Below are 18144 nucleotides of genomic sequence, written 5' to 3'. Positions count from 1 at the left end.
CCGCGCCCATGAATCGACGATGAACGCCGTGAAAACGCTTGGCAAACTCTACGTCCAGGTGCTCATCGCCATCGCCCTGGCCATCGTGTTCGGACTGCTCTCGCCGCGCCACGCGGTGCAGATGAAGCCCCTGGGCGAAGGCTTCATCGCCCTGCTGAAAATGATGCTGGGGCCGATCATCTTCTGCACGGTCGTGCACGGCGTCGGGCACGTCAAGGACTTTCGCCGGCTGGGCCGGCTCGGCGTGAAGACGCTGCTTTATTTCGAGGTCGTCAGCACCCTGGCCATGCTGGTGGGTTTCATCGTCGTCAACGTCCTGCGCCCGGGCGACGGCCTGCATGCCTCGGCCCTGGACGCGGCGGGGGCGGGACACGCCACGGACAGCATCCTGAAGGCGAGCAGCGCGGACTTCTCGTTGACGCACTTCCTGCTATCCATCATCCCGCGCACGCTGTTCTCGGCCTTCACGTCGGGCGACATCCTGCCGGTGCTGTTCGTTTCCCTGCTGGTCGGCGCCGCGCTGAGCCTGGCCGGCAAGCCCGACTGGATCGCCTACAAGCTGCTCGACGAGGCGCAGGCCATCGTCTTCCGGATACTCGGCTTCATCATGCGCCTGTCGCCCCTCGGCGCCTTCGGCGCCATGGCCGCCGCCGTCGGCAGCTATGGCGGCGCGACGCTGCTGTACCTGCTGCGCTACATCCTCACCTATTACGCCAGCGCCGTGATCTTCATCCTGCTGGTCCTGGGGTCGGTGGCCGCCCTCGCCGGCCTGTCCATCTTCCGCATCCTCTCGGTGATCAAGGACGAGGCCGTCATCGCCATGGGCACGGCCGCCAGCGAAGCCGCGTTTCCGCGCCTGGTGGCCAAGCTGGGCCAGGCGGGCTGCGACGAGGCCGTGGTCGGCTTCGTGCTGCCGGCGGGCTACAGCTTCAACATCGACGGCGCCTGCCTCTACATGGCCTGCGGCGTCGGCTTCATTGCGCAGGCCACCGACACGCCGCTGCCGCTGTCGCAGCAACTGGCCCTGCTGGCGGTGATGCTGGTGACGTCCAAGGGTGGCGCCGGCGCGGCAGGCGGCGCCCTGGTCAAGCTGACGGCCACGCTGCAGTCGACGCGCGCGCTGCCGCTGAGCGGCGTGGGCCTGCTGTTCGGCATCGACCGCATCCTCGCCATCGCCACCTCGACCACCAACGTGATCGGCAACAGCGTGGCGGTGTTCGTGCTGTCCAGATGGGAAGGCATGTTCGACCGCCGCCGCTTCGACGCCTACGGGCGCGAGGAAGGCCCCTCGCCCGCGTCGCCCACGCCACCCGAGCCGGCGCCGGCCCAGGCGCGCGCCATCGAAGCGCCCGCCGGCGACCGCCTGACCTGATTCCCATCCGTCTCATCCCGCATTCCGGAGAACCCTCATGCAACGACACCCCTCGAACGCCGCGCACGCCATCGCCATCATCGGTTTCGGCGAGGTCGGCCCCATCCTCGCGCAAGCGCTCGTCGAGCAAGGCTGCGCGGTGACGGCCTACGACACCAAGCTCGGCCACGCCGCCACGCGGGCGCAGATCCAGGCGCGCGCCGAACGCAGCGGCGCCCGGCTCGCCGACACGCTGGCCGGCGCGCTGGCGGACGCGCAATGGGTGCTGTCGGCGGTCACCGCCAGCCAGGCCGAAGCCGTGGCGACGGCGGCCGCCCCGCTCATGAAGCCGGGCCAGACTTTCATCGACCTGAACTCCGTATCGCCCAAGGTCAAGCAGCGCAATTGCGCGCACATCGAACGCGCCGGCGCCGACTATGTCGAAGCGGCCGTCATGGCGCCGGTGCCGCCGCAAGGCATACGCGTGCCCATGCTGCTGGGCGGCCGCCGCGCGCGCGCGATCTCCGAAGAACTCAACGCGCTGGGCCTGCGCACGCAGGCCGTCGCCGACGACGTCGGCCTGGCCTCGGCCATCAAGCTCTGCCGCAGCATCATGATCAAGGGCACCGAAGCGCTGTGCGTGCAATCCATGCTCGCGGCCCGCCATTTCGGCGTCGACGACCACGTGCTGGCCTCGCTCGCCGCGACCTTCCCGGGCGTGGGCTGGGACCAGGGCTACGAGGCATACCTGATCGGCCGCGTCGCCGAACATGGGCAGCGCCGTTCGGAAGAAATGCGCGAAGCCGCCGCGATGCTGGGCGAGCTCGGCATGGACGGCAGCCTGGCCACCGCCATCGCCGACGTGCAGGAAAAGCTGGCGCGCAAGGGCCTGTCGCTGCGCGGCGACCTGGACGAACAGGGCCGGCTGCCCGAGTGGCGCACGCTGCTGGCGAACGCCGATATCGGGTGAGCGAAACCCGCCGGGGAATCCACGGCAAGGCCGGCATGGCGATCCTTGTATCATCGGAAGATGAATCGGCACGAGGAATCGGCAATGTCGCCCATGACTTTCGAAGGATTGGTTTTCCGTGGCTTTCGCGACAGCGACGCAACAGAGTACGCCAGCGCGGTGCGCGCCTCCGTCGACACGGTAGGACGATGGATGTCGTGGTGCACGCCCGCGTTTTCCGAACGCGATGCGCTCGCCTGGTTCAAGGAATGCCGCGCCAGCAGGCGAGCCAGGACAGGATACGAGGTGGGCGTGTTTTCACAGGAAACGGGCGAACTCCTCGGCGGCGCGGGGCTCAACGCGATCAATCGCCAGAATCTCTTCTGCAACCTGGGATACTGGGTAAAACAGTCGGCCCAGCGGCAGCACGTCGCGCTGCGCACGGTGCGGGCCCTGGTGCCCTACGCGTTCAATACGCTGGGCATGCAACGCGTCGAAATCGTGATCGCCGCGGGCAACGCGGCAAGCGAGGCCGTGGCCCGCAAATATGGCGCGGAATTCGAAGGCGTGGCGCGCAATCGCATCCAGTTGCATGGGGCGCCGGTTCCCGCGTTGATGTTCTCGATCGTGCCCTGATCCGATTCACGCGCGGCGGCGCCCCTTGCCGCCGGAAGCCCCCGCGTCCCGCGTGGCCGCGGAGGCGCGGGGCGCGACATTCGCCGCCGGCTTACTGCATCGTCACGCCGGACTGCTTGATCAACTGCTCGGTGCGGGGAATTTCGCTCTTGATGTAGGCGGCGAACTCCGCGCGCGTGCCGCCCTGGGGCTCGGCGCCCGCCTCGGCCAGCTTGTCGCGCAGCTTGGGATCGGCCAGCGCCTTGTTCACGGCCGCATTCAGCTTGTCGACGATGGCCTGCGGGGTGCCGTGCGGCGCCACCAGGCCATACCACGGGGCGATGTCGTAGCCGGGATAGCCCTGCTCGGCGATGGTCGGGATGTTGGGCGCCAGCGCCGAACGCTTGCTGTTGGACATGCCCAGCGCCACCAGCGCGCCGCTCTTGACCTGCGGCAGGCCCGTCATGATGGTGTCGAAGTACATCGTCACCTGCCCGCCCAGCAAGGCGGGAATGGCCTCGCCCGCGCCCTTGTAGGGAACGTGCACCAGCTCGATGCCCGCCGTCTTCTTCAGCAGTTCGCCCGCCAGGTGCGAGGTGGTGCCGGTGCCGAAGGACGCATAGGTCAGCACGCCCGGATGAGCCTTGGCGTAGGCGACCATTTCCGGCAAGGTCTTGAAGGGCTGGTTGGGCGTGGTCAGCAGCACGTTCGGCGTGATGGCGACCATGGAGATCAGCTCGAACTTGTCCGGGTCGTAGCTGAGGTTCTTCTGCATGAAGCGGTTGGTGACCAGCGCCGCCGGCCCGCCCATCAACAGCGTGTAGCCGTCGGCTTCCGCGCGCGCCACCACCGTCGAGCCGATGGCCGCCGCCGCGCCGGGACGCGCCTCCACCACGAAGGACTGGCCCAGCTCGGTGGACAGGGCCGCGCCCAATTGGCGCGAGATCAGGTCCGTCGCCGACCCCGCCTGGAACGGCACGACGATCTTGACGGGACGCTGCGGCCAGGAGGCGGCGTCTTCCGCATGGGCGGCGCCGGTGGCGGCGACGGCCAGCGCGCCCAGGCCCAGCAAGGATTTGAGAATACGGTTCATGCGTTCCCCTTGGTTCGGATCGATGGAAGGCGCGGCCCGTGTCCGAATCGGGCCGGCGCGAAGCCGCCATTTAAAGCGTCATTGCGGCGGCGCACCATAGGGGTTTGCATTAGTGGATAATTGGATCCAATTTTTTATATGCTCACGCCTGCGGGTGGAAAAGGTATCCTCACCGCCGGCGGTCACGATGACGCCGCACCCGAACCAGGACGACGGCGGCATGGCGTACAACAAGGTGGCGGTTTCCGCCGAAGAAGAAGCCTATCAATATGTCCAACAGGAAATCCGCCTGGGACGGCTGCTGCCCGGCCAACGCGTCGTCACCGAGACCATCGCCGCGCGCATCGGCACCAGCCGCATGCCGGTGCGGGGCGCCCTGCGCCGCCTGGCGTCCGAAGGCCTGCTGGACATCCGCGCCAACCGCGGCGCGGTGGTGCGCAGCCTGAACGCGCAGGAGTTGCGCGAGGTCTTCGAGATCCGTTCCGTGCTGGAGGGGCTGGCGGTGCGCAATGCCGTGCGCAACATGGAGCCGGGCCACCTGCGCAGGCTGGCGGGCATGATCGACCATATCGAACGGGGCAGCGGCGATTACCTGGACTGGACGACCTCGCACCGCGAATTCCACGAGTACCTCTGCGGCTTCTGCGGACAACCGCGCCTGCTGGCGCAATTGGCCGACCTGCATTCCGTGATGGAGCCGTACATGCGCATGTGGGCCACGCAGCCCGGCCGGGTCCCGCGCATGCGCGAGGCGCACGAAGAACTGGTCACGGCCTTGCAGACGGGCGATCCCGATCTCTGCGAGGCGACGATGCGCCGGCACGTGATGAATACCGTCGACGCCCTGCTGCCCTACCTGCCGGCATGACGCGAGCAAGGACAAGGGCAACGGTTCAGGAGACCGCTTTGTAACGAGGGAGGTGTGGTGGGTGCTACAGGGGTCGAACCTGTGACCTACGCCTTGTAAGGGCGCCGCTCTACCAACTGAGCTAAGCACCCGGATCCGTGCGGGATGCAATGCGATGCTTGCACTGCTGCACGACTGCGCGGGTAGCCACGCCTTGATTTCGATGTCGCGCCGGGGACGCAGGCGCTGGGTCGAACAAGAAGAGGCGCATTATATCTGCCCGCGTCGGCCACTGCAAACCGCGCGCCGCGGCATATCAGGACCTGAATGAGCTATATGACCTGGATGGTCCAAATGGTCTGAATGGCCTGGAATAGCTCACATGCCCCGGACGGCCCGAATGGTCCCGACGGCCCGAATGGTCCCACGGCTCAAATGAAAATGGCGAGCATCTTATTGCTCGCCATTGTGCCGTCTCGATGACGGCGTCCTTCAGGACCTTCCAGAGGACTCAGTTCACGGCGTCCTTCAGGGCCTTGCCCGGACGGAACTTCGGCACCTTGCCCTTCTTGATCTTGATCGCTTCACCCGTGCGCGGGTTGCGGCCCGTGCGAGCGGCGCGCGTGGTCACGGCGAAAGTGCCGAAACCGACCAGCGTGACCGTGCCACCCTTCTTCAGCGTGCCCTTGACGGCGCCGATCAGCGCATCCAAGGCACGACCGGCGGCGGCCTTCGAAATGTCGGCCTTGCCGGCGATGTGGTCGATGAGCTCAGTCTTATTCATTCAGTTCTACCCCTCACAGGTAAATAGAAGTCCACCGGCCTGCGGCTGGCAATGCGGCCGGCAAAACATTCGAACGGGTTTCTTCAAGCGAGTTTGCACTGCAAAGCACTACATTCAGTGCCACGCCGCCTGGTCTGCACGCGCTGATCAACCGCAAAGGGAGCGCCGACGGCGTAGAGGCGTATTAGGCCTCGCTGCGCATGGACTGTCAAGGGTGATCACCCCTCAAAAGCCGCGTCGTTACTAGGTTTGCCGGGCATTCATTGACGTCGCGACATCCTTGTGCCTAATACATACAAGTGATTACTTCAGACAGCCGCGCAGGGCCTGGTCGAAGTCGCCCAGCAGATCCTCTTCGTCCTCGATGCCGACGGAGATCCGCAGGAAGCTGTCGGCGATGCCCATTTGCGCGCGGCGCGCCGGACCCATTTCGTAATAGATCGTGTGCGCGGCCGGCAAGGCCAGCGTGCGGGTGTCGCCCAGGTGCGTCGCCAGGATCACCACGTCGAGCCGGTTCAGGAAGTCGAAACAATCGATGCCGTCGACCAGCTCCACGCCCATCAATGCGCCGTAGTGGCCGCCGAACAGATCCTTGGCGCGCGCATGCTGGGGATGATCTTCCAGGCCCGGGTAGTACACCTTGGAAACGCCGTCGTGGGCTTGCAGGAAACGCGCCAGCGCCAGCGCGTTGTCGCAATGCTTGCGCATGCGCAGCGCCAGCGTCTCGGCGCCCATCGCGATGCGGTGGGCGGGCTCGGCCGCCAGCGTCCCGCCCATGTCGCGCAGGCCCTTCTTCTTGATCTGCAACAAACCCCAGCTCGTCGGCGCGCCCTTCTTGTAGGCGTCGTGGATGGCCGGGTATTGCGACCAGTCATAAAGGCCGGTGTCCGTCACCGTACCGCCCAGCGCATTGCCATGGCCGCCGATGTATTTCGACAGCGAGTTCATCACCAGCGAAGCGCCGGCGTCGATGCCGCGGAACAGCCAGGGCGAGGTCAGGGTATTGTCGATGACGTAGACCAGGCCGTGCTGCTTGCACAACGCGCCGATGCCGCGCAGGTCCGCCACCTGGGTGCCGGGATTCGCCACGGTCTCGGTAAAGACCATGCGGGTATTGGGCCGCAGCGCGGCGCGCACCTGCTCGACGTCGGTGGCGTCGACGAAGCTCACTTCCACGCCCAGCGCGGCCATGGTGCCCAGCAGGCTGGTCGTATTGCCGAAGACGAACTGGCTGGAAACCAGATGGTCGCCGGCGCGCAGCAAGGTGCCGAAGATGGCCGACAGCGCCGCCATGCCGGTGGCGAAGCTGACCGTGGAGACGCCGCCTTCCATGCCGGTGATCTTGGCCTCGAGCGCCGTGGTCGTCGGCGTGCCCTGGCGCGCATAGGTAAAGCCCGCCTTGCCCTGGAACACCGCGGCCAGCTCGCGCGCGTCTTCGTAACCGTATTCCGATGCGGTGTGCATGGGCTTGTGCACGGCGCCGTGTTCGATGGGGCTGCGTCGGTCGGAATGCAGGATGGAAGTGGTGAAGCCGTTCTTTTTCATGGTGCGGTATGGGACGGTAGCTGCGGGGGGAATGGCCACGGAGGCCGAAGACAGCGGCCAGGGCGGCGCGCGGAAGAACCGCGGCCCGGAAAGGCCTAGGCATTCTACCGCCGACGCCGCCTTCCCGTCGCCTGCCGCGCCGCGCGCGCCGGCGGGCGTCGTGGCGGCCGGATCAATTGCCGGTGCGGAACATGGCCTGCAACGCCAGGTCGCGCGTGGCCGGCGGCTGCTTGAGCAAGGTTTCGTAGAAGGCGATATTGGCGTCGCAGCGCAGGCTGTCGCGGTCCGCCTGGGCCTGCTGCCCGCCCTTGTCTTCGTCCTGCTCGTCCGCAAGCGCGGCGCGCAGCGGCGGCGGCATGGTGCCCACGACGGCGCTCAAGGCCTGATGCGCTTTCCGGACGTCGGGCGGCGGCGTGGTGGTCGGCGGCGCGGCCAGCAGTTGCGTCACCACGGTCATTTCCTCTTGCATGATGGCCGGCGGCAGCGCCCGCGTGATGTCCAGCGTGCCTTCCGACGCCTGGATGCACGCCCGCGGGCTGACGGCGCGGGCCGCGTTCAATTCCGTCAGCACCAGGCGGGCGAAGCGCGCGAGCCCCGGCGTGTCCGTCTCGCGCAGCAAGGCCGGCAGGGTCGAAGCCACCACGCCGCGCATCGCCGTCATGATCTCGCCGTCGTTGCCGCCGCGCTGCTGCACGGCCCACCCCTGGTCCACGGCCTTGTCGATGGTGCCCGGGAAGCGCCGCTCATAGGCCATGAAGATGGGCTCGCGCCGCGTGGACTGCAGCAGGCCGTCCCGGTCCTTGAAAAAGGCGAGACGGCTGGCTTCGCTGCCCAGCGACACGCGCGTCACCACCTTGGCGTCGGCCAACTGCTGCTCGGTCGGATACCAGACCGATTCGCTCGGCGTCTTCTCGACCTGCTTGATGAACCAGTCGGGCAGCCCGGCTTCGCGATAGCGTTTCATCATGTCCTCGCTGGCGAGGAGGCCGATGGTCTGCCCGCCGAACGGCGAATACGGGCGATGGAATCCGATGCGCGCATTGGGCGTGGCCGCGCGCTCGCGGCCGGCCAGGAAGGCATAGGTGCATGCGCTGGCGCAATACTCGTCGACGTAGGTGTCCAGGCCCCGCGCGCGCACCAGGTTGGCGAGCAGTTCGCCTTCCTGCAACCGTCCCCCCGGCGAAGTCAGCACCAGCGTCCTGGCTTGCGGCGCCGTATCGAGCGCCTGGCGCACACGCTCGGCCGCGCCCTGGTGCAGGAAACCGGTGAGGATCACGGACTTGCCGTCCGGCGATGCCGCGACGGCCAGGTCGCCGCCCAGCACGTCCTTGCCGATGGCCAGCATGGCCAGGTCCTTGAGCGGCCCCAGCGGCGCCGTGGTCACGATTTCCAGCGTGGTCCAGGCCAGGCACACCAGCATGACCTGCACCGCGACGGCCCGCTTCCTGGCCCGGCCGGCCGCGAGACGGATATCGGCGCAACGCCACAGGCCCACGACCCACCAGACCAGTCCGAGCAAGGCGAGCGCCAGGGCGACCACGCTTTCCAGGGACAGCAATTGCAGGGAGGAATGGCCCTTCAGCCTCAGGGAGAGATAGCCGTGCGCGAACAGGAACAGCAGGCCGAACACGACGCCGTTGATCCAGAACGTCAGCCACAACGGCAACTGGCCGCGCCAATGACGCAGGAAGTAATTGCCGCGCCGGGGCGGGACCGGCATGGCGTCCGAGATGGCGGGCGCGCCAGTCTCGGTCACCGCCGGCGTCGGCGCGCCTGTCTCATCGACCGGCGCCGGATGCGCGACCTGCTGCGTCCGGAGGCCGGCACGGCGCAATGCCCAGGTATTGAAGACCCCCAGCACGCCGCACACGACCACGAAGGCCAACCCCACCCAGGACGTGATTTTCGCCGCGGCCTGCGGCGAAAGCAGCAGCACCACGCAGTCCAGGAGAACGAACATCGTCACCGCCAGATTGGCGGCCACGGCGGCCCTTCGCAAGCCGGGCCGCGCGGCGGGACGCAATCCCGCCCACGCGGTGAGCGCCGCCAGTCCGCAGAACACCGCGTCGCTCATCGAATTCCAGGCCTGGCCACCCCGCAGGGACACCCAGATCGAAAGCGCCACCATGAAAACCAGATTCAGCGCATCGAGGCGCCGCATGAGACGGACAAACCGGGATTCCAGCATGCTGTGCTGCCTGTTCTTGTGATTTCTTACAGGGGAGCTTACCGCAATGCCTGACTGCGATGTCTTACCGTAATGTCATATCCGTAACGTCATATCCGTAACGCCCTGCCGGAGCGCCCCTGCCGCGATGCGATGCCGCATCGCCTTATCCCTATCGCGCCCCGAGGGACCGGCCCGCCGGCCGCAGTCCCCTACTTCGCGCCGCGCTGCCGCACCGATTCGTAGAGGCACACGGCGCTCGCCACGCTGACGTTCAGGCTCTCCACCGAACCCAGCATGGGAATGTGCACCAACTGATCGCAGGTCTCGCGGGTCAGCCGGCGCATGCCTTCGCCTTCGGCGCCCATCACCCAGGCCATGGATTGCCGGGCGTCGACGGCATGCATCGGCTCGCCGGCCTGGTCGTCGGTGCCCACCAGCCAGACGCCGCGGTCCTTCAGGCCGCGCATGGTGCGCGCCAGGTTCGTGACCATCAGGTAGGGCACGGTATCGGCGGCGCCGCAGGCGACGCGCTGCACGGTCGTGTTCAGGCCGACGGCGCGGTCGCGCGGCGCGATCACCGCATGCACGCCCGCCGCGTCGGCGGTGCGCAGGCAGGCGCCGAGGTTGTGCGGATCGGTCACGCCGTCGAGGATCAGCAGCAGCGCCGGCCCTTCGATCACATCCAGCACCTCGTCGACGTCGACCGCCAACTGGCGTTGTTCGGCCAGCGCCACCACGCCCTGGTGCCGGGTGCCGCGCGCCAGGCCTTCCAGCCGGTCCACGGCCACCGGGTGCACCTTGCAGCCCGCGTTGCCGGCCTGCTCGATCAGCGCGGCCATGCGCTTGTCGCGGCGGTTGGCCTCGACGTAGATATCCTTGATGGAATCCGGCGCGTGGCGCAGACGCGCCACCACTGCGTGAAACCCCGCGAGAACCTGGGTTGACGCCATATACGAACCTCTCGAAAAAATGTCTTTGTGCCGCTTGGCGACCGCCGCTTCCGACGGCTGCCGCCCGCGCCGCAAGAAAAGCTTTCCGCCCTGGCGGAAATTCAGTCTTGCCCTTGCGCGCCCCGCAAGACGGGGGGCGCATTATTCATCATTTGGCCGGGGACGCCTAGTTGGGGACGCCCAGTCGGGGACGCCCGGTCGGGGGCGCCCAGGCGCGAGCGGCCAGGCGTGGGGCGACGCGCCCCCTTACGCCCGAGCGCGCTCAAGCCCCGCCTGCCTCAACGCCGCTTGCGCGCCGCCGACGCCGGCCGCGCGGCCGCCTGGCTGGCCTTCTTGGCCTCGGCGCGCCGCACCTTGGCGGTCTGGCCCTTCAATGCCGCGGGCTTGGTGCCGGCCGCCTTCTTGATGCGGCGCGGCGGCTCTTCCGGCCCGCGCGCGGCGGCCTTGCGCAAGGAATCGAAGCTGGTGCCCTTGACCAGGCGGAACTCGATGCGGCGCGCCTCCAGGTCGACGCGCGCCACCTGCACCTGGACCTTGTCGGTCAGGCGATAGCGCATGCCGGTCCGCTCGCCGCGCAGCTCGTGCAATGCATCGTTGAACTGGAAGTACTCACCGCCCAGTTCGGAGACGTGCACCAGGCCTTCGACGTGCAGCGTATCCAGCGTCACGAAAATGCCGAAGCTGGCCACGCCGGTGACCGTCCCGCTGAAGTCCTCGCCCACGCGTTCCTTGACGAACCAGCACTTGAGCCAGGCCTCGACGTCGCGCGAGGCTTCGTCCGCGCGGCGCTCGGTGGCCGAAAGAAGCAGCCCCAGCTTCTCCCAGATGGCGTGTTCCTGTTCCTTGTGCGAGCGCCCCACCGCCACCGGCTGGTCCTCCAGCGTGGGCACGTAGCGCTTGCCTTCCAGCAGGCTCTTGATGACGCGGTGCGTCAGCAGGTCCGGGTAGCGCCGGATCGGCGACGTAAAGTGCGTGTAGGCCGGATAGGCCAGGCCGAAGTGGCCGACGTTGTCGGGGCTGTACATCGCCTGCTGCATGGAGCGCAGGCACATGGTCTGCAACAGCGGATAGTCCGGCCGCGCCCGCACGCTATCGAGGAATTCGCCGTAGTCCTTGGCCGTCGGCTCGTCGCCGCCGCCCAGCGACAGGCCCATGGTGCGCAGGAATTCGCGCAGCGACTGCAGGCGGTCGAAGGTCGGCCCTTCGTGGATGCGGTACAGGCCGGGATGCTTGCTGCGCGCCATGAAATCCGCGGCGCAGGTATTGGCCGCCAGCATGCATTCCTCGATCAGCTTGTGGGCGTCGTTGCGCACCACGCCGACGATCTGCTCGATGCGCCCCAGCTCGTTGCAGACGATCTTGGTCTCGACGGTATCGAAATCGATGGCGCCGCGCTTGCGGCGCGCCTGCGCCAGCAACTGGAACAGCTCGTACAGATGCTGGACCTGCGGCATGACCGCGCGCATGGCCTGCGCCGTCGGCCCCGTGGGCTGCTGCAAGGCGGCCCACACGTTGGTGTAGGTCGTGCGCGCATGCGAATGCATGACGGCGTTGTAGAACTGGTAGGCCGTGACCGTGCCGGCCTTGGCCCCGGTGGCGGGGATGACCATGTCGCACACCAGCACCAGGCGGTCCACATTGGGATTGAGCGAACACAATCCATTGGACAGCGATTCCGGCAGCATGGGGATGACCCGGCGCGGGAAGTAGACGCTGGTGCCGCGTTCGACGGCGTCGTCGTCCAGGGCGTCGTTGGGCGTGACGTAATGGCTGACGTCGGCGATGGCCACCAGCAGGCGCCAGGCCGGGCGCTTGCGCTGCCCCGCCCCCAGCTCCACCGGCTCGCAGTAGACGGCGTCGTCGAAGTCGCGCGCGTCCTCGCCGTCGATGGTGATCAGCGGCACGTCGCGCAGGTCGATGCGGTCTTTCAGGTCGCTCTTGCGCACCACCTCGGGCAGGCGCGCGGCCTGCTTGCGCGCGGGCTCCGAGAACTCGACGGGCACGTCGAACTTGCGCACGGCGATCTCGATTTCCATGCCCGGATCGTCGATCTCGCCCAGCACCTCGTCGACGCGGCCCAGCGGCTGCGTGTGGCGGGTCGGCTGCTCCATGATCTGCACCGACACCACCTGCCCGTGCTGCGCCCCATTGGTGTCGCCGGGCGGAATCAGGATGTCGTGCTTGATGCGCTGGTCCTCGGGCACCACGATGGACAGGCCGTGTTCATGCAAAAAGCGGCCCACCAGCTTGTTGGTGCGCCGCTCGATGACTTCGACGATGACCCCTTCCGGCTTGCCGCGATACTCGCCGCCCGGCTTGACCAGGACGCGGTCGCCGTGCAGCACCTTGAGCATTTCGCGCGGCGACAGGAAGATGTCCGGACCGCCGTCGTCGCGCAGCAGGAAACCGAAGCCGTCCCGATGCCCCTGGACGCGGCCCGGCACGAAGTCCAGCTTGGTGGCCAGCAGCAGCACGCCCTTGCGATTCGGCAGCAATTGGCCATCGCGTTCCATGGCGCCCAGGCGCCGTTCGAAACCCACCAGGGTGGAGTCGCGCTCGACGCCCATGCGTTCGGCCAGCTCGGAGGGCGACAAGGGGCTGCCCGCGGAACGCAGGGCGCGCAGTATCGCTTCGCGGCTGGGAACATCCGGATCGAAGTCGGGGGGCGCCTGTGGCACGACAGCAGGTCTGTTCTTGTTATTGGAGTCGTTGCTTGATCGTTTTGCCAAAGCTAAAAATCCTGTTTATAATGCGCAGCTTCTGTGGCTCGCCCACTGGATGTGCTGCAAAGCGGTATTCTAACTAAATACGGCTTTAAATAGTGCCCAGGTGGCGGAATTGGTAGACGCGCATGGTTCAGGTCCATGTGCCGCAAGGTGTGGAGGTTCGAGTCCTCTCCTGGGCACCACGGAATATAGAAACCCCCGTTGGCGGAAACGCCTGCGGGGGTTTCGCTTTTGGCGGGGTTTCGCGTACGGCAGGTTTCGCTTTTCTGCCGCGAGACCCGACCTTGCCGTCCAACCGCTTACCCGCGAGAAGACGGCAGGAGAAATCGTCGCCTGCAATCGCCGCCGGCCGGGTTGGCATAAAAAAGTTGTGTCGAACTTGCACAGCTTTAAAAAAGTGTGCATAATTCAATTCTTCGCTGAACGACGCGCAAGCAACGAGATAGCGATAGTGCCCAGGTGGCGGAATTGGTAGACGCGCATGGTTCAGGTCCATGTGCCGCAAGGTGTGGAGGTTCGAGTCCTCTCCTGGGCACCATAGTTTTCCGCAAGCAGTACACGGTAGTAATAAGCAGAGACCCAAGCAGAGACCCCGTAAACCATGCGTTTCCGGGGTTTTTTGTCGCCGGGCCGCCCCAAGGCAAAAAAGCCCCCTTGGGGGGCAGCAAGCGGCGATAGCCGCGCGGCGTGGGGGCTTTTTTGTTTGGCGAACGCCGCCGCTATACCAGCCGCAACCGCATGGCCACGTGAGGGATGCCGGCATCCTGGAAGGTGTCGCCGAAGGCGACGAAGCCCTGCGCTTCGTAGAAGCCGGTGGCGTGGACCTGCGCGTTGAGCAGCAGCTCCCCGTGCCCGGCGTCGCGCCCCATTTCGATCAACGCGCCCAGAATGGCGCCGCCGACACCGGCGCCGCGGGCGCGCTTGTGCACGGCCATGCGGCCGATATGGCCGTCGGGCAGCAGGCGGCCCGTGCCGAGCGGCGCGTCGTCCGGACCATAGGCGACGACGTGCACGCAACGCGCGTCCTCGTCGTCCATCTCCAGCTCGGGCGGCACGCCCTGCTCCTCCACGAAGACCGCCTGGCGCACCGACGAGGCATCGCGCGCGAGGCCGGCCCAGTCGCCGATTTCGATGCGTAGCGGGATTTCCTTCATGGTCGCGTCCTTCCTTGCTTATTTATGTCGATGTCAGGCGCCATTCTGACAGGCCCGCGCGACGCGAGCCAAGTCCCGGGCGCGCGGCCCGCATCGCCGCCGCCCTGCAAGTAGAATGTGCAGCTTTCGCCCACGACACACATTCCATGCTGGCCGTCATCAATGCCACCCTGCCCGTCTTCGCACTGATCCTGGCGGGCTGGCTGTCCGCGCGCCGGCAGCTCCTGGGCCCCGCCGGCGGCGACGTCCTCAACCGCTTCGTCATCTACCTGGCGCTGCCCGCGCTGCTCTTTCACGCCATGACGCAAGTGCAGCCCGAGCAATTGGCGCATGGCGGCTACGTGCTGTCGGTGATCGCCGGCATCGTGGTTCCCTTCGCCATCGCCTTTTGCGTGAAGCGCCCGCGCGACGCGCGCCGCACCGACGTGGCCATCGAGGCCCTGGCCAATGCCTACGCCAATTCCGGCTTCATGGGCATTCCCCTCTGCCTGGTCGTGCTGGGCCCCGAGAGCCTGGCGCCCGCCATCATCGCCGTGCTGATGACGGCCTGCGTCCTGTTCGGCGTCACCATCACCCTCATCGAATTCGACCAGCACCAGGGCCAGCACCCGCTGCGCACCGTCCTGAAGACCGGCCGCGCCCTCCTGCGCAATCCGCTGCTCATCGCGCCGGTGCTGGGGCTGGCCTGGAGCTTCACCGGCCTGCAACTGCCGCAGGCGGCGGACCGCTTCATCGTGCTCCTGGGCAACGCCGCCAGCCCTTGCGCGCTGGTCGCCATCGGCCTGTTCCTGGCGCAGGCCGGCGCGGGCGGGGCGCCGGCGACGGTGGCGCGCATCGTGTTCGCCAAGCTCGCCGTGCAGCCCGTGGTGACGGCCGTCCTGGTCCTGTACGTCTTCGACATGCCGCCCGTCTGGGCGTGGACGGCCATACTCATGGGCGCCCTGCCGATCGGCACCGGTCCCTTCATGCTGGCGCAGATGTACCGCCGCGACGCGCAGGCGGCGTCGCGCGCCATCCTGGTGTCCACGGTCATTTCGGTGCTGACGATTTCCCTGCTGATCGCGCTGATCCAGCATCAGGGCATGCTGCGGCCATAACGTCTTTCACGTCTTCACGTCTTTCGCGCCTTTCCTTTTCCCTCGCCCCCCACCCACACCCCATGCTCGCCCTCGCCATCTTCATCGCTACCCTGGCGCTCGTCGTCATCCAGCCGCGCGGCCTGGGCGTGGGCTGGAGCGCCAGCGCCGGCGCCATCGTCGCGCTGCTGCTGGGCGTGGTGCACCTGGCCGACGTGGTCGCCGTCTGGCGCATCGTATGGAACGCCACCGCCACCTTCATCGCCATCATCGTCACCAGCCTGATCCTGGACGAGGCCGGCTTCTTCAAATGGTGCGCGCTGCACGTGGCGCGCTGGGGGCGCGGCCACGGCCTGCGCCTGTTCACGCTGATCGTGCTGCTCGGCGCGGCGGTGACCGCCCTGTTCGCCAACGACGGCGCGGCCCTCATCCTCACGCCCATCGTCATGGAAATGCTGCTGGCGCTGGGCCTGTCGCGTCCGGCCATGCTGGCCTTCGTGATGGCCGCCGGCTTCATCGCCGACACGGGCAGCCTGCCGCTGATCGTCTCCAATCTCGTGAACATCGTGTCGGCGGACTACTTCCACATCGGCTTCGAGCGCTATGCCGCCGTCATGGTGCCGGTCAATTTCATGGCGGTGGCGGCCTCGCTGGGCATGCTGCTGCTGGTATTCCGCCGCGACATCCCCAAGACCTACGAGGACGGCAACCTGCCGGACCCGGCCAGCGCCATCCGCGATCCCCTCACCTTCAAGGCCGGCTGGATCGTGCTGACGCTGTTGCTCGCCGGCTTCTTCCTGCTGGAGCCCCTGGGCGTGCCGGTCTGCGCGATCGCCGCCGCCGGCGCGCTGGGCCTGCTGCTGGTGGCCGGACGCTCGCACATCGTGGGCACGCGCCGCATCATGAAGCATGCCCCCTGGAACATCGTCGTCTTCTCGCTGGGCATGTACCTGGTGGTCTACGGCCTGCGCAATGCCGGCCTGACCGAGTACCTGGCGCGCTTCCTGGCCTGGTGCGCCCAGGGCGGCGTGTGGGGCGCCGCGTTCGGCGCGGGCGGCGCGGCGGCCCTGCTGTCCTCCGTCATGAACAACCTGCCCGCCGTGCTGGTCGGCGCCTTGTCCATCGCCGACGCGCACGTCAGCGGGGCGGTCAAGGATGCCATGATCTACGCCAACGTCATCGGCAGCGACCTCGGCCCCAAGATCACGCCCATCGGCAGCCTGGCGACCCTGCTGTGGCTGCACGTCCTGGCGCGCAAGGGCCTGGCCATCGGATGGGGCTATTACTTCCGTATCGGCATCGCGCTGACCCTGCCCGTGCTGGCGGCGACCCTGGCCGCGCTGGCGTGGCGGCTGTCGTAGAGGGCCACGCCGGGGCGGCGGCCATCGTCCCCGCCGGCACGGCATAGGGCACGGAACAGGGCCCGAACCGCGGCGCGGCACACGGCGGCCTATCTATATATCTAAAAGAAATTAAAAAATGACTATCAATTTCTTTTATTAATTTTGAATTCCCACTACATTGCCGGTTTTCTCCCCCGGTTTCATGCGGGCGCCGCGCGAAGGTCCACGCCGACGCGCCTCCCGCCGACTCCCCCACTTCCCCCATCATGTCCGCCAACGCCTCCTCCCTGGATTTCGCCCCGGCCGTCCCGCCCGTGCGCACGAACCGCGCGCCGCTCTGGCTTTCCCTCCTGCTGCTGCTCGCCGGCGTTTTCTACTTCAATGACCTGGCCGGCTGGCGCCAGGCGGCGCTCTGGATCGTCGGCGCGCTGCTCGGCGTCACGCTGTATCACGCCTCCTTCGGCTTCACCCAGGCCTGGCGCGTCTTCGTCTCCGACCGCCGCGCCGCCGGCCTGCGCGCGCAGATGCTGATGCTGGGCGTCGGCGTGCTGCTGTTCTTCCCCGTCCTCTCGCAGGGCACGCTGTTCGGCCATTCCGTCGTCGGCCTGGTCTCGCCGGCCGGCGTCTCGGTGCTGCTGGGCGCCTTCCTGTTCGGCATCGGCATGCAACTGGGCGGCGGCTGCGCGTCCGGCACCCTGTTCGCGGTCGGCGGCGGCAACACCCGCATGGTGGTGACGCTGCTGTTCTTCGTGATCGGTTCGGTCCTCGGGACCTACTTCTTCCCGTGGTGGTCGGCCCTGCCCGCCATCAAGCCGACGTCCATGGTGCTGGCCTGGGGTCCCCTGCCCGCCATCGCGGCCAACCTCGCGGTGTTCGCCCTGATCGCCTGGATCGCCACCCGCCTCGAACGCCGCCGCCACGGCGCCGTGGTGTCCTTCGCCAGCCGCACGGCGCGGCCCGCCAGCCTGCTGCGCGGCCCCTGGCCGCTGGTGTGGGGCGGCATCGCCCTGGTCGTGTTGAACTTCGCCACCCTGGCGCTTTCCGGCCGCCCCTGGGGCATCACCTCGGCCTTCGCGCTGTGGGGCGCCAAGGCGGTGGCCGCCTTCGGCGTCGACGTCGGTAGCTGGGCCTACTGGGTCAAGCAGCAAAAGGCCCTGGCCGCGCCGGTGGGCATGGACGTCACCAGCGTCATGGACATCGGCCTGATGCTGGGCGCATTGGCCGCCGCGTCGGTCGCGGGCAAGTTCGCCCCCGTGTGGAAACTGCCGCTGCGTTCGCTGCTGGGCGCCATCGTCGGCGGCCTCCTGCTGGGCTTCGGCGCCCGCATGGCCTACGGCTGCAACATCGGCGCGTACTTCAGCGGCATCGTGTCGGGCAGCCTGCACGCCTGGCTGTGGCTGCCGGCCGCCTTCGCGGGCAGCGCCCTGGGCGTGCACCTGCGCCCGTGGTTCGGCCTGAACGTGGAAAAGTCCGCCGCGCCGACGGTCTGCTGATCATCCCACGCCTTGCCGCGGCCTTCCCGGCCGCGGCACTCCTGCCAC

At 67.6% G+C, this 18144-nt stretch carries 14 protein-coding genes and 3 tRNA genes; 9 read left to right on the top strand and 8 right to left on the bottom strand.

Annotated features, from left to right (window positions below):
* The first annotated feature begins 19 nt into the window (after positions 1–19).
* The 3 genes from CAL29_RS10475 (at position 20) to CAL29_RS10465 (ending at position 2936) form a co-directional block, all read left to right on the top strand.
* Positions 20–1372 (top strand): cation:dicarboxylate symporter family transporter, encoded by a 1353-nt coding sequence (locus CAL29_RS10475; protein ID WP_256977341.1) that lies wholly within the window; start codon positions 20–22, stop codon positions 1370–1372.
* A gap of 37 nt (positions 1373–1409) precedes the next feature.
* Complete coding sequence (locus tag CAL29_RS10470; RefSeq protein WP_094852984.1) at positions 1410–2321, top strand: NAD(P)-dependent oxidoreductase; 912 nt, start codon at positions 1410–1412, stop codon at positions 2319–2321.
* An 84-nt stretch (positions 2322–2405) separates the two neighbouring features.
* Positions 2406–2936, top strand: coding sequence for a GNAT family N-acetyltransferase (locus CAL29_RS10465; RefSeq protein ID WP_094852983.1), 531 nt, complete (start codon positions 2406–2408; stop codon positions 2934–2936).
* Positions 2937–3027: 91 nt separating this feature from the next.
* On the opposite strand, the gene CAL29_RS10460 is transcribed toward CAL29_RS10465, so the two are convergent.
* Positions 3028–4008, bottom strand: coding sequence for a Bug family tripartite tricarboxylate transporter substrate binding protein (locus CAL29_RS10460; protein ID WP_094852982.1), 981 nt, complete (start codon positions 4006–4008; stop codon positions 3028–3030).
* 187 nt (positions 4009–4195) lie between these two features.
* Between CAL29_RS10460 and CAL29_RS10455 the strand changes: the two genes are divergently transcribed.
* A complete protein-coding gene (locus CAL29_RS10455) occupies positions 4196–4876 on the top strand; it encodes a GntR family transcriptional regulator (RefSeq protein WP_256977340.1) in 681 nt (226 codons plus the stop codon).
* Positions 4877–4931: 55 nt separating this feature from the next.
* Here CAL29_RS10455 and CAL29_RS10450 read toward each other — a convergent pair.
* The 6 genes from CAL29_RS10450 to rnr all read right to left on the bottom strand — a co-directional run bounded on the left by CAL29_RS10450 (position 4932) and on the right by rnr (position 13033).
* Positions 4932–5007: transfer RNA gene (locus CAL29_RS10450), tRNA-Val, on the bottom strand.
* A 359-nt stretch (positions 5008–5366) separates the two neighbouring features.
* Complete coding sequence (locus CAL29_RS10445; protein ID WP_057650488.1) at positions 5367–5639, bottom strand: HU family DNA-binding protein; 273 nt, start codon at positions 5637–5639, stop codon at positions 5367–5369.
* Between the two features lie 303 nt (positions 5640–5942).
* The gene (locus CAL29_RS10440) at positions 5943–7184 is read right to left on the bottom strand and encodes a cystathionine gamma-synthase family protein (RefSeq protein WP_094852981.1); all 1242 of its coding nucleotides are present in this window, start codon (positions 7182–7184) and stop codon (positions 5943–5945) included.
* 172 nt (positions 7185–7356) lie between these two features.
* Positions 7357–9372, bottom strand: a complete 2016-nt coding sequence (locus CAL29_RS10435; RefSeq protein ID WP_143277654.1) for a hypothetical protein — start codon at positions 9370–9372, stop codon at positions 7357–7359.
* A 191-nt stretch (positions 9373–9563) separates the two neighbouring features.
* Positions 9564–10304 carry a 23S rRNA (guanosine(2251)-2'-O)-methyltransferase RlmB gene (gene rlmB, locus CAL29_RS10430; protein WP_094852979.1) on the bottom strand — a complete coding sequence of 247 codons (741 nt, stop codon included), beginning with the start codon at positions 10302–10304 and terminating at the stop codon, positions 9564–9566.
* A gap of 278 nt (positions 10305–10582) precedes the next feature.
* Entirely contained in the window at positions 10583–13033 is a 2451-nt protein-coding gene (gene rnr / locus CAL29_RS10425) for a ribonuclease R (protein ID WP_094852978.1), read from the bottom strand.
* 94 nt (positions 13034–13127) lie between these two features.
* On the opposite strand from rnr, the gene CAL29_RS10420 reads away from it, so the two are divergent.
* Positions 13128–13212: transfer RNA gene (locus CAL29_RS10420), tRNA-Leu, on the top strand.
* Positions 13213–13483: 271 nt separating this feature from the next.
* A tRNA-Leu gene (locus CAL29_RS10415) sits at positions 13484–13568 on the top strand.
* A gap of 181 nt (positions 13569–13749) precedes the next feature.
* On the opposite strand, the gene CAL29_RS10410 is transcribed toward CAL29_RS10415, so the two are convergent.
* Complete coding sequence (locus CAL29_RS10410) at positions 13750–14184, bottom strand: GNAT family N-acetyltransferase (protein ID WP_094852977.1); 435 nt, start codon at positions 14182–14184, stop codon at positions 13750–13752.
* Between the two features lie 146 nt (positions 14185–14330).
* Between CAL29_RS10410 and CAL29_RS10405 the strand changes: the two genes are divergently transcribed.
* From CAL29_RS10405 to CAL29_RS10395, 3 genes are all read left to right on the top strand, one after another.
* A complete protein-coding gene (locus CAL29_RS10405; RefSeq protein ID WP_094852976.1) occupies positions 14331–15281 on the top strand; it encodes an AEC family transporter in 951 nt (316 codons plus the stop codon).
* Positions 15282–15343: 62 nt separating this feature from the next.
* Positions 15344–16621 carry an arsenic transporter gene (locus tag CAL29_RS10400; protein ID WP_094852975.1) on the top strand — a complete coding sequence of 426 codons (1278 nt, stop codon included), beginning with the start codon at positions 15344–15346 and terminating at the stop codon, positions 16619–16621.
* A gap of 248 nt (positions 16622–16869) precedes the next feature.
* Complete coding sequence (locus CAL29_RS10395; protein ID WP_094852974.1) at positions 16870–18096, top strand: YeeE/YedE family protein; 1227 nt, start codon at positions 16870–16872, stop codon at positions 18094–18096.
* Positions 18097–18144 lie beyond the last annotated feature (48 nt).

It is taken from the genome of Bordetella genomosp. 10 (genome assembly GCF_002261225.1).
Lineage (GTDB): Bacteria > Pseudomonadota > Gammaproteobacteria > Burkholderiales > Burkholderiaceae_B > Bordetella_C.
The sequence above is the reverse complement of the archived record's forward strand: the minus strand, read 5'-3'. Positions and strand labels throughout refer to the sequence as shown.

What these genes read in the sequence shown, in the direction of transcription:
- CAL29_RS10435 (WP_143277654.1), bottom strand. Translation starts at nt 9,372, where the DNA reads ATGCTGGAATCCCGGTTTGTCCGTCTCATGCGGCGCCTCGATGCGCTG.
- rlmB (WP_094852979.1), bottom strand. Translation starts at nt 10,304, where the DNA reads ATGGCGTCAACCCAGGTTCTCGCGGGGTTTCACGCAGTGGTGGCGCGT.
- CAL29_RS10445 (WP_057650488.1), bottom strand. Translation starts at nt 5,639, where the DNA reads ATGAATAAGACTGAGCTCATCGACCACATCGCCGGCAAGGCCGACATT.
- CAL29_RS10460 (WP_094852982.1), bottom strand. Translation starts at nt 4,008, where the DNA reads ATGAACCGTATTCTCAAATCCTTGCTGGGCCTGGGCGCGCTGGCCGTC.
- CAL29_RS10465 (WP_094852983.1), top strand. Translation starts at nt 2,406, where the DNA reads ATGTCGCCCATGACTTTCGAAGGATTGGTTTTCCGTGGCTTTCGCGAC.
- CAL29_RS10410 (WP_094852977.1), bottom strand. Translation starts at nt 14,184, where the DNA reads ATGAAGGAAATCCCGCTACGCATCGAAATCGGCGACTGGGCCGGCCTC.
- CAL29_RS10400 (WP_094852975.1), top strand. Translation starts at nt 15,344, where the DNA reads ATGCTCGCCCTCGCCATCTTCATCGCTACCCTGGCGCTCGTCGTCATC.
- CAL29_RS10475 (WP_256977341.1), top strand. Translation starts at nt 20, where the DNA reads ATGAACGCCGTGAAAACGCTTGGCAAACTCTACGTCCAGGTGCTCATC.
- CAL29_RS10455 (WP_256977340.1), top strand. Translation starts at nt 4,196, where the DNA reads ATGACGCCGCACCCGAACCAGGACGACGGCGGCATGGCGTACAACAAG.
- CAL29_RS10395 (WP_094852974.1), top strand. Translation starts at nt 16,870, where the DNA reads ATGTCCGCCAACGCCTCCTCCCTGGATTTCGCCCCGGCCGTCCCGCCC.
- CAL29_RS10405 (WP_094852976.1), top strand. Translation starts at nt 14,331, where the DNA reads ATGCTGGCCGTCATCAATGCCACCCTGCCCGTCTTCGCACTGATCCTG.
- CAL29_RS10470 (WP_094852984.1), top strand. Translation starts at nt 1,410, where the DNA reads ATGCAACGACACCCCTCGAACGCCGCGCACGCCATCGCCATCATCGGT.
- CAL29_RS10440 (WP_094852981.1), bottom strand. Translation starts at nt 7,184, where the DNA reads ATGAAAAAGAACGGCTTCACCACTTCCATCCTGCATTCCGACCGACGC.